We start from the raw sequence: 14,534 nt of genomic DNA on the forward strand, positions 1-14,534 counted from the left end.
ACCCGTCCGGCGCACACCCCCACTGCCACCTCGGAAGTCGGTCCGGGCAGTCAGCCCACCGTCCATGACGGGCGCACGGTCCTTCCGCCCCGGCCGGAGGACTGCAGCGCGCCATCGGTGGCAGAGGTCAAAGAAGTTTTGGGGCCAATAGCAGCGGATCTTCAGCCGGCGGCAGCGAAGACGTCCGCCAAGGACGGCCTGGTGGAGCTCAACTGCACCTTCGCCCTGGCACCCGTCCCCGCCGGTCAGGCGCCGGACACCGGCAACTCACTGCTGGTCTCGACCACCACTGCGGCGGACGAGGCCGCCCTGGGCCGGTTGGGGCTGCCCAGGCTGATGATGGCGCCGGAAACAGTGCCGGGGCTTGGTGCCAGAGCCTGGTACTCGGTCAACACCCTCAGCGGGTCCACCGAGTACGTGCTTGAAGTTGTCGACGGGCTCCAGGTGACGAGGCTGAGCCTTGGGGTCACCGGGTCAGCAGGCCGCATCGAGGACGCGCAACAGAAACTGATCCAGGTGGCAAAGCTGCCCTGACCCGCTGCCCCGGGTCCGCCTCTTGGTTTATCCCTGACCGGGCCCAGCCGGCTGGCAGGCCGTCAGTTCGTACAGGGCGGCCTGGCCCTGCCGGAAGACGAGTTTCACCGCGGAGGAACCGGCCAGGTCCGCAAGCCCCGGGAAGGGATGGGTTCCGCCGTGGACTTCCTGGGTGCCAAAGTCGAGTGCGTAGCGGACGCCCGTGGCGCGGGCCGCCTCGCACACGCCGGGGACCGCGCCGGCATCGCGCAGGTGGGCATTCAGTATCTCGACGTCCCTGGTGTTGGCAGTCAGGACGTGTTTTGCCGTCGTATCGCGGTCGGCGAGGGCGTAGGCCAGGGCCGCGCCCGTCCACGGGTTCACTGCCACGGCAGCACCATCGGGAACGAATTCGGGGAGCCGGTCGAGCACCGCTTGTTCGTCCGTCGAGACGAGCGCCGAGTCCGGGCCTGCCGCGTAGTTCCGCTGTGCCGATCCGACCGCCCCCGCCAGGGACGGCACCTGGGACACGATGACCATCAGGACCAGGGCCGCCGTAACTCCGGCCGTACGGAGGGCCTTCCCCGCCGGGCGGGGGGCCGTTTCGCCGCTCCGGAGTCCGTCCTTGCCCCTGCTGAGGGCCGCAGAGATCCGGCGCCAGCCTTCGTCGGCTCCCAGCGCGGCAAAGGGCAGCGCGGTCAGCGGCAGGAGGGCCGCCAGCCGGTAGCTGTCGTTGTACCAGACCCCCGTGACGTCGCTCCGGAAGGGACTGATCTCCATTCCCGATACGACAACAAACAGCGCGCCTGTCGTGGCGAAGCAGGCCAGCAGCCAGAACCTGCTGCCGCGGCGCAGGGAGATGAGCAGCCCCAGCAGCATCAGGAGACTGATCCCGGGCGCGATCGGACGGTTCATGGCGGAGTTTGCCAGCACCTCCCAACCTGCACCGGCCACGGATTGGATCGGTCCCCAGAACGCAGCGTCCTGGGGTGGCCGGATCACCTTCCAGAGCAGGGCAAAGCCGGCGGCGCCCGCGACGAGTGCCGCCGTCGACAGCGCAAATTCACGGCGGCGAATCCGGTAGCCGTGGGCCGGAACGTAGCGCCGCCAGTACGCCTGGACCGCGACCGGCACGGAGAGCACCAGGAGCGACATAAAACCGTTAGGGTGGGCCAGGGCCACTGCGGGCACCAGCAGCAGGGGGAGGCCGAACCTGGCCCAGGGGTCGACCGGAAGGTCCTCGGCCTGTCCGAAGAGAAGCGCGACGGCGGCCAGGGACGAGGGCAACATGCTCACGGAGAGGAAGTTCGGGTACAGGACACCAAAATCGAGGAGCAGGATGGGGAAAGCCGCGAACCCTGCAGAGAGGGCGCCGGCGGCGGCCACCGCCACAGGACGCTTGCCAGCCACCACACGCGTCAGCAGCATGGCGCCGAGCGGCCAGACCACCGAGGCGATCGCCATGTTCAGGACGTTGACCCCGACGGTCAAAGGCAGGCCTGTGAGCTGGATGAAGGCGGCTACCAGTCCGTGCCAGGCGGCCGGATAGAAGTAGGGCGGCTGGCCGCCGCTGGTCATCGAAGTCATCGTGAGGGAGGACGCGTTGGAGGTCTCCAGCACGTACCTGACCCCGTTGAGGTGAAAAACGTTGTCAAACGTCTGGGAATAGCTCTCTGGTGTGCCGAAGGCGACGGCCAGTTGGGCCAAAATGGCGGCCGCCCCGGCGAGATAGGACCCTGCGATGACCAGTGACTGGCGGCGCAGCAGGAGCCGCGGTTCCGTCGGCGTGAACCGGATCGGGTCGCCGCTGAGCCGGCGTGCGAGCCCCAGCGAGAGCGCCAGAGCCGTCCCGCCGAGCAGGATCGGGACAGAGGACCACGGCAACCCGGCGTAGGGAAGCGCGACACCGATCACGGCTGACAGCGCCACGGTCACCAGTGGCGCCAGGGCGAGTGCCGGCAGGCCACGCAGGCCGAGGACCAGAGTGACCATGCCGCCCGGCAGGATCAGGAAAACAGCGGCTGCGGCAAGGAACGGGACGGTCTCCAGCCAGCTCAACGTCGGGACCGCACGATGTCAGGGCGGTCCGGGCGCGGCCGGTAGCGCGGCAAACCCATCTCAGATGGTCTGGTCCAGCAGTCCCAGCAGATAGGCGCCGTACCCGCTCTTCACCAGGGGTTCGGCGCGCTGCCTGAGCTCCTCGTCGGTGAGGTAGCCGTTGCGCCAGGCGATTTCTTCCGGCGCGCCGATCTTCAGGCCCTGGCGGTTCTCGACAGTCCGGATGAAGTTGGAAGCGTCGCTGAGGTCGTCGAAGGTTCCGGTGTCCAGCCACGCGGTGCCGCGCGGAAGGATTTCGACCTGCAGTTTGCCGTTCTCCAGATACGTGCGGTTGACGTCGGTAATCTCAAGTTCGCCGCGCGGTGACGGTTGCAGGTTTTTGGCGATGTCGATGACATCGTTGTCATAGAAATACAGTCCGGGCACGGCGTAGTGGCTGCGGGGTTTTGCCGGCTTCTCCTCCAGCGACAGGGCCTTGCCCTCGTCGTCGAACTCCACCACGCCGTACGCCTTGGGGTCCTTGACCCAGTAGCCGAAAACGGCGCCGCCGTCGATGTTGGCGTGCCGGCGGAGCTGGGTGCCCATGCCCTGGCCGTAGAAGATGTTGTCGCCGAGCACGAGGGCCACGGTTTCGTTGCCGATGTGCTCCGCGCCGAGAATGAAAGCTTGGGCGAGGCCGTCGGGGGAGGGCTGCTGCACGTACGTGAGGTTCACACCGAACTGTGTACCGTCGCCGAGCAGGCGCTGGAACTGTTCAGCGTCATGTGGGGTGGTGATGATGAGGATGTCGCGGATTCCGGCCAGGATAAGCGTCGACAAGGGGTAGTAGATCATCGGCTTGTCGTAGACGGGGACGAGCTGCTTGCTGATGCCGAATGTGATCGGGTGCAGCCGGGAGCCGGTACCGCCGGCCAGAATTATTCCACGCATGGTTTCAATCCTCCCGTACTGGTGCCGCCACAGCAAACCGGTGCCGGGCGCGGGGCGGAAACGGCGTCTGTGCCGCCATGTAGACTTAAGCGCCCGGTACGATGTGACGAAGGAAGCCCGGAATTGAGCACAGTTGCACTGAAGCCTGAAGCGATTCCGTCGCCCACCTTTGGGTACCGGCTGGATCCGCGCGGCAACAGCCTGAACCTCATCCGGCTGGTCCTGGCCCTTTCCGTGCTGTTCGCGCACAGTTGGCACATCGTCGGCGCGGGCAACGGGCCGGGCTTCCGCGGCGAAAACCTCGGCGGCTGGGCCGTGGCGGGCTTTTTTGGCATCAGCGGCTACCTGATAACGGCGAGCCGGTTCAGCAACCGAATCGGTACCTATTTGGTGCACCGTGTGGCCCGGATCTTCCCCGCGTTTATCGTCTGCCTCGTTCTGATGGCCTTTGTGTTCGCCCCGGTCGCGTTCCTCATCCAGCACGGTTCGCTGCAGGGATTCCTGTCGGCACCCACGACGCCGCTCAACTCTGTTTTCGCCAATCTGGGTCTGAGGATTGTCAGCTACGACATTGCCGGTACGCCGGCCGGAGTGCCGTACCCCGGGGCCTGGAACGGCTCGCTGTGGACCCTCTATTTCGAGTTCATGTGCTACCTGCTGGTCGCGATGCTGGGGTTCATCCCGCTGGTCCGGAAGACACCGTGGCCCATCGTCGCCGCTTTTGCCGCCAGCGTGTTGCTGTGGGCCAATATCGCGGCGGTCAAGCCGTACCTGCAGTCCAACCTTGACTTTGAACTCGCCGCCCGGTTGATTCCCTACTTCCTGGGTGGTGCGGTGGTCCAGGTCCTCAGTTCCCGCCTTGGCATCCACCGGATAGCCGGGCCGGCGTCCATTGTGGTTGCGGCGCTCTCGATCATGCTGGTCGACGGCTACGGCGGGCAGCTCGCGGCACCGTTCATCGCATACGGGTTGCTGTGGATTTCGACGTGGCTGCCGCAGCCGAGGCTGATCGCCCGGCACGACATTTCCTATGGCGCGTACATTTACGCCTTCCCGGTGCAGCAGTTGTTGGCGGTTTTTGGGGCCTACCACTGGGGTGTGTGGTGGTTCACCGTCGCGGCGACCTTGTGCACCATTCCGTTCGCCGCGGCGAGTTGGCTATTTGTTGAGCGGCCCGTCATGCGCCGGGCCAAGAAAAGCATCTAGGCCGGACTGCAGCAGGCTTCCCGGACACAGGTTGCGGCTCCTGATCCCGGGCCCGGACGGCGTCAGGGACGGCGTTTGCCTCTGCGGCCGGCGAGTCCTTCAGAGACTCCGCTGAAGGCATTTATGAGCCGGGTGCGCCGGCCGGGGGCCAGGAGTGTAACGATCGCCAGGTGGCGATAGTCAGCCAGGATGCCCCTGATGGTCCAGCCCGGGTAGCGGTGGCCGTAGTCCCGCGCCAGCAGGATCCTGTTCCGGAAAATGTAGAAGTACCGCCACGGTGCTGCCGTCCTCACCTGCAGAGGTCTCCCTCCCAGTCCCACCGCCCGTCCGAACACACTGGCTGGCACGGTACTGCCCAGGGCGTGGCCCAGGGATGCACCCTCGGCCAGGACCGCTTCCAGGCCGGCGGCCTGGCAGCGCAGGTAGTACTCGCTGTCCACGCCGTCGATGAACAGTGAGTCGTCGAAGAGGCCGAGCCGTTCGAGCACGGGAACGGGCAGCAGAAGGCCGGACTGGATCGGTTCTCCGCCCAGTTGAACGCCGTTCCGGACGGGCCCGCGCCGGACGGGAAGCCCGCGGATGGAGCCCGGCGCCACCATGCCCACTGGAATACCGGCAGCCTCAGCCTGGGTCGCCGCAGTCACCAGTGCCTTCACGTATCCGTCGTCAAGCGACGAATCCTGGTCCATCGTGAGGATGAAGTCCGGCTTCCGCGGCCCGGCCAGGGCGGAGCTGACGCCGGCGTTCAGCGCTGCGGCGATCCCCGAGTTCTCGGTCAGGCGTACCCGTTCACAGCCCATCTCGGACAGCCTGTCGAGGATTTCCGAAGGATCTTCCGGACTGCCGTCATCGACCACGACGACGGCGTCCGCCTGCGTCAGAAGTATCTCGGCGTTGGCCAGGATGCTCTTCGACGGGTTGTACAAGGAGACGACGGCGGCGGTCACAGGCACGACTAATCCGTTTCGTTGGCGCGGGTCAGGCCGGCTTGACGCCCGGCTGGGCATCAATCCAGTTGGCCAGTCGGTCGATACCCTGCTCGAGGCTGCACTGCGGGGTCCAGCCGAGGACTTCCCGTGCTGCGGAAACATCGGCCCAGGCGTGGCGGACATCGCCTTGGCGGTACTGCCCGGTAACGTGCGGCGCCGGGGCGCCATAGTGGGCCGCGATCAGCTTCGCCGCGGTGCCGATTGTCTGGAACTCGCCTGAACCGATATCCATCGGCTCGCCTTGGACCTGAGGGGATGTGGCGCCCGCGACGATAGCGGAGGCAACATCGTCGATGAGCACAAAGTCACGCCGGACTTCGCCGTCCTCGTAGAGCGGAATCGACTTGCCACCCATCGCCATCCGGCAGAAAAGGCTCATGATGCCGGTGTAGGGGTTGATCAAAGACTGCCCCGGTCCGTAGACGTTCTGCAGCCGCAGGACAACGGTCTCCACGCCAAAGGACTTCGCCCACGCCTGCAGCACGTGTTCCTGGGCCAGTTTGGTGGCACCATAGACGCTGACCGGTGCCGGGAAGGTCTCCGAAGCCTTCATCGCTACGGGGGCGGCGCCGGGGAAGTCCCACTGCGCCTGGTCCAACGTGGTGCTGGTGCGCTGGCCGGGATAGAACAGCCTGCCGTCCGCGTCCTGCCAGGCGCCTTCGCCGTAAACGGCGCGGCTGGAGGACAGAACGATCCGGCGGGGCAGCTTCCCATGACGGTTCAGCCCGTCCAGGAGTTGCGAGGTGCCGACGACGTTGACGTGGGTGTGCCGCGTCGACTCCTCCAGGGACTGTCCCGTTCCGGTTTCGGCGGCCAGATGGATGACCACATCCGGGGTGACATCGGCCAGTACCTTGTCCCAGGTCGCGGCCTCAGCCACATCCGCGACGATGAGCTCTGCCCGGGCATCGAGTTCGACGGGCCGTTCACCGGACTCGTGGATCTGCGGGTGCAGGTTGTCGACGACAACGACGCGGTCAAATGCCTCCGCAAGCGGCGTCGAGATGGCACAGCCGATGAAGCCGGCGCCGCCGGTGACGAGAACCGTGCCGCCGGGACGGGAGGAGGGGGGAAAGGGAGAAGTCACTGGGGACCTTTCGTTGCTGGCAGGTTACTGGCCGAAGGCATGACGGGTAAGGGCCTTGACCGCGGTCGAATTCCGGGTCCCCGCCGCTTTGGGGAGCAAATAGATGGCGTGCAGACGGGAGGTCAGCCTGAGCCGCGCCGAGCGCGCCGCACGCGTCCAGCCAAGCTCCTCGGCCTGGGCTGCCGCGACCGCAAAATACTCGCGTTCCCCGGCGAACCGGGACCCGTCCACCAGTTTGGCGGACGAGGCGCTGTTGGAGTGCCGTCGGTAGCGGAAGCACAGTGTCGGCTCGATCAGCAACTGGCTTCCTTCGAAGATCATGTCCATGACCAGCGCCAGGTCCTGGATGATCGGGAAACCCTCGCGGAACTCGACTTCCCGGATCTTGTCGGTGCGGAAGGCCAGCGACGGCCAGTACAGCCAGTCACCATGCATCAGATTCCGGGCGATGGGCTCGCCGGCGACGACCCGCGCGCCGTGGACCCGAGGCTTGACCAGCTTCTGCTTCACCGTGTCCGCCAGAGTTGTCACCACACGGCTGTTTTCGTCAATGACCTCAACTCCGGGCTGTATGACTGCGGCGTGGGGGTAGCGCTGATGTGCCGTGAGGATGACGTCCACGTAATTGGGCAGCAACACATCATCGCAGCCGAGAATCACCAGGACGTCTTCGGTGGCCATGGCCACACACGTGCGGTAGTTCTCCGTGATGCCGGCGTTGATGTCCTTGCGGATGTACCTCACGCGAGGGTCATTGATCCCGGAGACGTATTCCTTGATCTCAAGGCCCGGATAGGCGTCGTCGACGACTGTGAGTAACCAGTCCGGGTTCTCCTGTGCGAGGACACTGTCCACGGTTTCCCGCATGAAGGCCGGGTCACCCCAGTACGGGACAAAGATATCGAGTGCCATTTAGGAATCGGAACTTTCGGTTGAAGTGTCGGAGGAACCGGCGGACGGCACCCTGGACCCGGGCGAGACCGGCGACCTGCGGGGCGCGGCGGCGGGGTCGGCACTGAGCGACTCCACCTGGGAGCGCAGGATGGCGACCTCCTCGGCGAGCGTCCGCGTCTCGTCCTCCACGACGGAGATCTCCCACGACAGGTGCAGGCAGACGCCAAGGAGCATCAGGATGCTCATGATGAACAGCAAGTTGGAGGGGAGCTGGACTCCCACGAATTCCGCGACGATGTTCAGTAGTCGGGGGAAAGCCGCGAGAACGAGGGTGGCCACACCGACCACGAGCCACAGCGCAGCGTACTTCTCGCGAAGTTTCTTGCGCCGCAGCATTTCCACGACCAGGGCCACAATCGCCAGGGCGAGAAGGAAAGCAGCAATATTGCCCAAGGCTATGGTCCTTTCAATCCGTGCGCAGGCACGGTGATCTCTGAACGCTTGCGGGTCAGGGCAAACAGAAGGGCGAAGATCGACCGGCCCAGGTAGACGGCGGCCTTGGCTGGATTGTGGCTGGGTTTGCCGCCCTGCCGGGGGCGCATTTCGACCGGCACTTGGGTGACGCGGCAGCCCGAGCGGACGGCCACTACCAGCGAATCAATGGTGTCGCCGAGGTACTCCGCAGGGTAGTGGTCCAGGTACTGGGCGATGGCACGTTCGTTGCCGGCACGGAAGCCGCTGGTGACGTCAGTCAGCCGGGTCTTGGCCAATGAGGAAATGACCCGTGCAAGGAACACCATGGCCCACTTGCGTGGCCCGCTAACCCGGTAGCTGCCGCGGTCAGCGAACCGTGCTCCGATCGATATGTCCGCATGCTCCAGCCCGGCGAGAACCTCGTCGATGTTCCGCGGATCGTGCTGGCCGTCGGAATCGACCTGGATTACCTGCTGGTAGCCGAGACGGTGGGCATACTTGAAACCGGCCCGCATGGCTCCGCCCACCCCCAGGTTGAACGGCAGATGGAGGACGGTGGCTCCGGCCGCTGCTGCCAGACGGGCCGTGTCGTCGGTTGAACCATCGTCGACGACCACGACGTCGTAGCGGTCGCTGGTCGCCAGGACTTCTCGGACGGTTTGGTCGATCGCCTCGGCTTCATTCCAAGCGGGCATTATGACCAGAACACGTGGGGCGACAGTTGGTTCCATGGTGTCCAAACTATATCAATGTCGGGCGGCCCCCTCGATCCGGGGGGCCGTGCGGTGCGGTGCGGCGCGGCCGGGGCGCTGGCTTACCGGAGCCGTCGTTCCAGATCCAGCGGTATGCGTCCCGTCACGCCGCGGACGCCGTCGACGAATCCGCGGGCTGCAGCGCACAGCAGCTTGCCCCTGCCGGGGCTGAAGCTGAACCGCAGCACATGTGCCTTCAGTTCCTCCACAAGCCGTCTCGCCGTCCAGACGGGGGCCTTCAATGCGTAGCGCAGGGTGAGGACCGTGCCGTTCCGGGAAATATAGTAGACCCGCGCGGGCGAGTGGTAATTGTAGGAGATCTCCCGGCCGCCGAGCCGGACCGGGCGCCCCAGCAGCACGCCCGGCTGCCGCTGGCCAAGGTCGTGCGCAATGTCACAGCCCGCACCCACCAGCACGCTGAGCCCGGCAGAACGGGCACGCATGGTGTATTCGGAGTCCACACCGTCGATGAAGAGGCCTTCATCGAAGCGCCCGATCCGGTCCACCGTGGAGCGCGGCAGGACAAACCCGGATTGCATCGGGTCGAAGGCGTTCACGAACGGACCGGTGCCGGAGATTGTGGGCACGGGATGGCCGCTGTAGGACGCTGCGCAGACGACCCCGACGTCGATCCCGGCCTTCCGGGCCTCATCATAGGTTCGCAGTGCGCGTTCGGCGTACCCATCGGTAATGACGGAATCCTGGTCGAGGGTAAGGAAGAACGCCGGGTCCCAGGTCGTTTCGGCGAGCTTGAGTCCCGCGTTAAGGGCCGCCGCTATCCCGAGGTTGGTCGGCTGGCGGATGATCACAGCTCCCTCGCCGGCAAGGCGGGTGTAGAGCCCGGAAAGTTCTGCGGGGGAGCCGTCGTCGACCACCACCACGTGGGGGACCTGGACCAGCAGTGCACGGACAGTGCCCAGCAGGGTCTCCGGAGGTGAGTACGCTGCAATCACGGCGGCGACGGAGGGACGATTGTCGCTAGGAGGCATGGTCGGGTGCCCTTTCTTCAGGGAGGAGCTTGAGGCCGGGGATCAACAGGGCGAAGAACAGGACAGCTTCGCTGAGTGCCATGCCCAGGGCGATGCCCGGTGCGTTCCCGGCGGCGCCGGCCCAGAGCATCACGGCCACCCCGAAGACAGCGGAGACCAGTGTCCAACGGAGCACGGTCGACTGGCGGCCGGCGGGAATCAGGAGGTTGCGGATGAACGGGGTGCTCGCGCTCAGGAACACGAACGCGATCCCATAATAGGCGCAGAGCAGGGTGCTCGCCTGGGCCTGGCCGGCAAAAAGGAGGCTGCTCACGAAAGGCCCCGCCAGCGTGAGGATGACCGCTCCGGCCACCCCGAGTCCCGCATGCGCCCAGATGGCGGCCAGATGCCGGCGACGGCGGTTGATGGCGTCTCTTTCGATCGTCCAGCTCTGGAAGGCGTTGCCCAGGGCGATGACGGTAAACAGGCCGAAACGGTAGAGCGTGTCCGCCGTCGCCAGGCTTCCGGACGCCTGCGGGGCAGTTGTCGCCGTCGCGATCGGCGCGGGGGTGGACGCGTAGGCGCTGCCCGCGAGACTGATCCCTGCCGTCTTGCCCTGGCGGCGGAGGTCGGCCAGGGTGCCGCGCAGGCTGAGCGGGAGCCACGCGCCCGGGGCCGCGAACGCCCGGTGGAACCCCACCAGCGAGCCGAGGGTGGCCAGCGCGAGCAGGGCGGTGTAACTCCAGAGCTGCTGCGTCAGCAGCAGCACCGGGGCCGCCGCCACTGTGGCCAGAAAACGGGGGATCGTGTCGTAGAGCGCCAGCAGCCGCGGCTGGCCTACTCCGATGCAGAACCATGCCGGTGACATTCCGGTCAGGGCAACAGCCCAGCACATCGCGGCTGCCTCCAGCCGGAACTGCGGCACGGCGACGACGGCGGCCACCACCCCGGCCAGCGGAAGCACCGCCACGAGCAGCAGCAGCCTTGTACGGATGCTGCGGAGGTAAATCAGCCCGCGTTCCCGGTTGTCAGCGGCCCGGGCGATCGCCACTGGGCCGTCGACATTCCATCCCCACAGCAGGACCGTAGCCGCGAAAGTGCCGATCGCCTGCCCGGCAATAACACTGGAGATGCCCTCCCCGCCAACCACCGTGGAGACAACGGGCAGGAGCAGCAGTGGGGTGATCAGGGACAGGAGTGGAAGGACCGCGAATCCGGACAGGCGGAGCAGTACGGTCTTCATTCGTGCGGGTGTCCTTGGTGGTCTCGGGGGCTGCCTCGATCTTACGGGATGGCCGCCGGGCAGCCGCGCCGGCCGGCACGGTTCGCATAGGATAAACCGGTATGGGCGCCGCCTCGGCGCCGCGACGTGCCCGTCCAAGCGAAGCGAGTCCATGAATTCCTCACCCCTGAACAGCCCAGCCGTGCGCGCCAGCGTCTGCATGGCCAGCTACAACGGTGCGGCCTTCATCACGGAGCAGGTCGAGTCGATCCTGGCCCAGCTGGGGCAGCGGGACGAGCTCGTGATCGTCGACGATGCCTCCACCGACGGGACGCGGGAGCTGGTGCGCAGCTTCGCCGATCCGCGGATCCGGCTGATCGAGGCAACAGCCAACCAGGGCTATGTCAGGTCGTTCGAGCAGGCCTGCCGGGCAAGCTCCGGAGCGAGCGTTCTGCTCGCGGACCAGGACGACGTCTGGACCGACGGCCGGCTTGAGCTGATGCTGACCGCACTCGAAGAGCACCAGGTCGTGGCGAGTAATTTCGACGTCCTCGGCGGCGGCCCCCGGCCCGCGATACCGCGGCTCCGCAGCAGTGACACCAACCGGAGGGCTGCCAACCTGCTGGGGATCCTCGTCGGCTACCGCGCCTACTACGGGTGCGGAATGGCCTTCCGCCGCGAGGTCCTGGATATGTTCGCCCCCGTACCGCCCTACCTGCGGGAATCGCACGACCTCTGGCTGGCGATCTGCGGCAACGTTCTGGGTTCCATCGGGCACCTGGACGAGTCCACCCTGCTGCGGCGGATTCACGGCGATAACGCGACTCCCCGGGGCTGGCGCTCGCTGCCGGTCATCCTGGCCGCCCGGGTGGTCCTGGTCCGCCTGCTGCTTGAAGCGGTCCGCCGGCGTTCCCGCGTGCGCCCGGCCCCGGGCTCCTAGCCAGCGTCTCCGGCGCAACGTTGGCCATGCCGGTAAGCTGGCTGAATGCAAAAACTCCTTGTCACCGGCGGTGCCGGCTTCATCGGTTCGAATTTTGTCCACTACGTGCTTGCGAACACCGGGGACCATGTCACGGTCCTGGACAAGCTCACGTATGCCGGTAACTTGGAGTCGTTGAAGGGCCTTCCCGCCCAGCGTTTCCAGTTCGTTCAGGGCGATATCTGCGACGCGGCGCTCGTCGACTCACTGGTGGCCGACGCCGACGTGGTGGTCCACTATGCCGCGGAATCCCACAACGACAACTCGCTGCACGACCCCCGGCCCTTCCTGGACACCAACATCATCGGCACGTACACGCTCATCGAGGCGGCCCGGAAACACAACAAGCGCTTCCACCACATCTCCACCGACGAGGTCTATGGCGACCTGGAACTGGACGATCCCGAGCGGTTCACCGAGAGCACCCCGTACAACCCCTCCAGCCCGTACTCCTCCACGAAGGCCGGCTCGGACCTGCTGGTGCGCGCCTGGGTCCGGTCCTTCGGGCTGCAGGCAACGATCAGCAACTGCTCAAACAATTACGGTCCGTACCAGCATGTGGAGAAGTTCATTCCACGCCAGATCACCAACGTGATCGATGGAATCCGCCCCAAGCTCTACGGCAAGGGCGAGAACGTCCGCGACTGGATCCACGCCAATGACCACTCCTCCGCGGTCCTGGCCATCATCGCCAAGGGACAAATCGGCGAGACCTACCTGATCGGCGCGGATGGCGAGAAGAACAACAAGGACGTCGTCGAGCTGATCCTTAAGCACCTGGGCCAGGCGCCGGACGCATACGACCACGTGGTGGACCGTCCCGGCCACGACTTGCGCTACGCGATCGATTCCACGAAGCTCCGGCAGGAACTCGGCTGGGCGCCGCGCTTCTCCAACTTCGACGCCGGCATCGAGGACACGATTCTCTGGTACCGGGCCAACGAGGACTGGTGGCGCCCGCAGAAGGCGGCCACCGAAGCTAAGTACAAGGAACAGGGCCAGTAGATTATGTCGATCGAGTTCTCGAAAAAGCTGACCGCCCATGAAACCCCGATTCCCGGCGTTGTCCTGTACGACCTTCCAGTCCACGGTGACAACCGGGGCTGGTTCAAGGAGAACTGGCAGCGGGAAAAGATGGTGGCCCTCGGCCTGCCGGACTTCCGCCCGGTACAAAACAACATCTCGTTTAACGAGTTGGCCGGGACCACCCGGGGCATCCACGCCGAGCCGTGGGACAAGTTCATCTCAGTCGCGACCGGCCGGATTTTCGGTGCCTGGGTGGATCTGCGCGAGGGACCCGCGTTCGGGGCGGTGTTCACCGCCGAGCTGGATCCGAGCCAGGCCATCTTCATCCCCCGGGGCGTGGGCAACGCGTTCCAGACCCTGGAGGACAACACCGCGTACACCTACCTCGTCAATGACCACTGGTCCGCGGACGCGCAGGGCCGGTACACTTTCTTGAACCTGGCCGATGAGACCGCCGCCATTGCCTGGCCGATCCCGTTGGAGCAGGCGGAACTCTCCGACAAGGACAAGGCACACCCCCGCCTCGCGGACGTCGTGCCGATGCCAGCGAAGAAAATCCTCGTCGTCGGCGCGGGCGGCCAGCTTGGCACGGCGCTGCGGGAACTCTACGCCGGCGACGCGGGCGTTGAATTCGCCGGGCGCGCACAGTTCGATCTCGGCAGCGACGAGGCCTTCACCTCGCGGAACTGGAAGAACTACTCGGCCATTATCAACGCGGCCGCTTACACCGCCGTCGACGCCGCCGAGACCTCCGAGGGCCGCAGTGCTGCGTGGGCGGTCAACGTCACCGCCGTTGCCCGCCTCGCCCGGGCCGCCGTCGACCATGACCTGACCATGGTGCATGTCTCCTCGGACTACGTCTTCGACGGGACCCGTGAGTCGCACAGCGAAGATGAGCAGCTCTCGCCGCTGGGGGTCTACGGGCAGACCAAGGCCGCCGCGGATGCCGTGGTCAGCGTCGTGCCGCGCCACTACATCGTGCGTACCAGCTGGGTGATCGGCGAGGGCAACAACTTCGTCCGGACGATGGCGTCGCTGGCGGCGCGGGGCATCAAACCCGCCGTCGTGAACGACCAGGTCGGGCGGCTCAGCTTCACCGAGGACATCGCAGCGGGGATCCGGCACCTGATCTCCACCGGCGCACCGTATGGAACCTACAACCTGAGCAACGACGGTGACCCGCAGAGCTGGGCGGACATCGCGGCGGACGTCTACGAACTGGAAGGCGCCACCCGGACAGACGTCACCGGCGTCAGCACGGAGGAGTACTTCCGCGGGAAGACCGTTGCGCCGCGGCCAGCGAACAGCGTCCTGGACCTGTCCCGGATCAAGGCTGCCGGCTATGCTCCGGCGGAGGCGGGGGACCGGCTGCAGGCTTACCTGCGCGGCTCCCGGGCTTCCTCCTAACCGCCGGCCCGAGGCAAGCTCAACGCGAA

Annotated in this window: 14 protein-coding genes; 5 read left to right on the top strand and 9 right to left on the bottom strand. The window is 66.1% G+C overall.

Translation table 11 applies throughout. From position 1 onward, the window contains the following. The first annotated feature begins 138 nt into the window (after window positions 1–138). Window positions 139–534 (top strand): hypothetical protein, encoded by a 396-nt coding sequence (locus tag QK291_RS10970; protein WP_282381660.1) that lies wholly within the window; start codon window positions 139–141, stop codon window positions 532–534. A gap of 27 nt (window positions 535–561) precedes the next feature. Here the strand turns inward: QK291_RS10970 and QK291_RS10975 are convergent, their stop codons facing one another. Together QK291_RS10975 and rfbA are read right to left on the bottom strand one after the other, a co-directional pair. Then, window positions 562–2,571 (bottom strand): DUF6541 family protein, encoded by a 2,010-nt coding sequence (locus QK291_RS10975; protein ID WP_282381662.1) that lies wholly within the window; start codon window positions 2,569–2,571, stop codon window positions 562–564. Between the two features lie 60 nt (window positions 2,572–2,631). Beyond that, window positions 2,632–3,501: a glucose-1-phosphate thymidylyltransferase RfbA gene (gene rfbA, locus QK291_RS10980; RefSeq protein ID WP_282381664.1), complete on the bottom strand. Its 870-nt coding sequence runs from the start codon at window positions 3,499–3,501 to the stop codon at window positions 2,632–2,634. Window positions 3,502–3,624: 123 nt separating this feature from the next. On the opposite strand from rfbA, the gene QK291_RS10985 reads away from it, so the two are divergent. Next, a complete protein-coding gene (locus QK291_RS10985; protein WP_282381666.1) occupies window positions 3,625–4,707 on the top strand; it encodes an acyltransferase in 1,083 nt (360 codons plus the stop codon). A gap of 62 nt (window positions 4,708–4,769) precedes the next feature. Here the strand turns inward: QK291_RS10985 and QK291_RS10990 are convergent, their stop codons facing one another. The 7 genes from QK291_RS10990 to QK291_RS11020 all read right to left on the bottom strand — a co-directional run bounded on the left by QK291_RS10990 (window position 4,770) and on the right by QK291_RS11020 (window position 11,114). Further along, on the bottom strand, window positions 4,770–5,660 hold the full coding sequence (locus tag QK291_RS10990) for a glycosyltransferase (protein WP_282381667.1): 891 nt from the start codon (window positions 5,658–5,660) through the stop codon (window positions 4,770–4,772). Between the two features lie 25 nt (window positions 5,661–5,685). Further along, entirely contained in the window at window positions 5,686–6,783 is a 1,098-nt protein-coding gene (locus tag QK291_RS10995; RefSeq protein ID WP_282381669.1) for an NAD-dependent epimerase/dehydratase family protein, read from the bottom strand. A gap of 24 nt (window positions 6,784–6,807) precedes the next feature. Continuing rightward, window positions 6,808–7,695: a glycosyltransferase gene (locus QK291_RS11000; RefSeq protein ID WP_282381671.1), complete on the bottom strand. Its 888-nt coding sequence runs from the start codon at window positions 7,693–7,695 to the stop codon at window positions 6,808–6,810. Then, a complete protein-coding gene (locus tag QK291_RS11005) occupies window positions 7,696–8,130 on the bottom strand; it encodes a DUF2304 domain-containing protein (protein WP_282381673.1) in 435 nt (144 codons plus the stop codon). A 2-nt stretch (window positions 8,131–8,132) separates the two neighbouring features. Continuing rightward, window positions 8,133–8,882: a glycosyltransferase family 2 protein gene (locus QK291_RS11010; protein WP_282381675.1), complete on the bottom strand. Its 750-nt coding sequence runs from the start codon at window positions 8,880–8,882 to the stop codon at window positions 8,133–8,135. 83 nt (window positions 8,883–8,965) lie between these two features. Next, entirely contained in the window at window positions 8,966–9,892 is a 927-nt protein-coding gene (locus QK291_RS11015; RefSeq protein WP_282381676.1) for a glycosyltransferase, read from the bottom strand. Continuing rightward, window positions 9,882–11,114, bottom strand: a complete 1,233-nt coding sequence (locus QK291_RS11020; protein WP_282381678.1) for a polysaccharide biosynthesis protein — start codon at window positions 11,112–11,114, stop codon at window positions 9,882–9,884. Before QK291_RS11020 ends, QK291_RS11015 begins: the two co-directional genes overlap by 11 nt. 151 nt (window positions 11,115–11,265) lie before the next feature. Between QK291_RS11020 and QK291_RS11025 the strand changes: the two genes are divergently transcribed. The 3 genes from QK291_RS11025 to QK291_RS11035 are packed head-to-tail and all read left to right on the top strand — an operon-like array spanning window position 11,266 to window position 14,505. After that, a complete protein-coding gene (locus tag QK291_RS11025) occupies window positions 11,266–12,033 on the top strand; it encodes a glycosyltransferase family 2 protein (protein ID WP_282381680.1) in 768 nt (255 codons plus the stop codon). Window positions 12,034–12,078: 45 nt separating this feature from the next. After that, window positions 12,079–13,077 carry a dTDP-glucose 4,6-dehydratase gene (rfbB, locus tag QK291_RS11030; protein WP_282381681.1) on the top strand — a complete coding sequence of 333 codons (999 nt, stop codon included), beginning with the start codon at window positions 12,079–12,081 and terminating at the stop codon, window positions 13,075–13,077. Between the two features lie 3 nt (window positions 13,078–13,080). Continuing rightward, window positions 13,081–14,505 carry a bifunctional dTDP-4-dehydrorhamnose 3,5-epimerase family protein/NAD(P)-dependent oxidoreductase gene (locus QK291_RS11035; protein ID WP_282381683.1) on the top strand — a complete coding sequence of 475 codons (1,425 nt, stop codon included), beginning with the start codon at window positions 13,081–13,083 and terminating at the stop codon, window positions 14,503–14,505. The last annotated feature ends 29 nt before the right edge of the window (window positions 14,506–14,534 follow it).

It is taken from the genome of Arthrobacter sp. AL12, assembly GCF_029960645.1.
Lineage (GTDB): Bacteria > Actinomycetota > Actinomycetes > Actinomycetales > Micrococcaceae > Arthrobacter.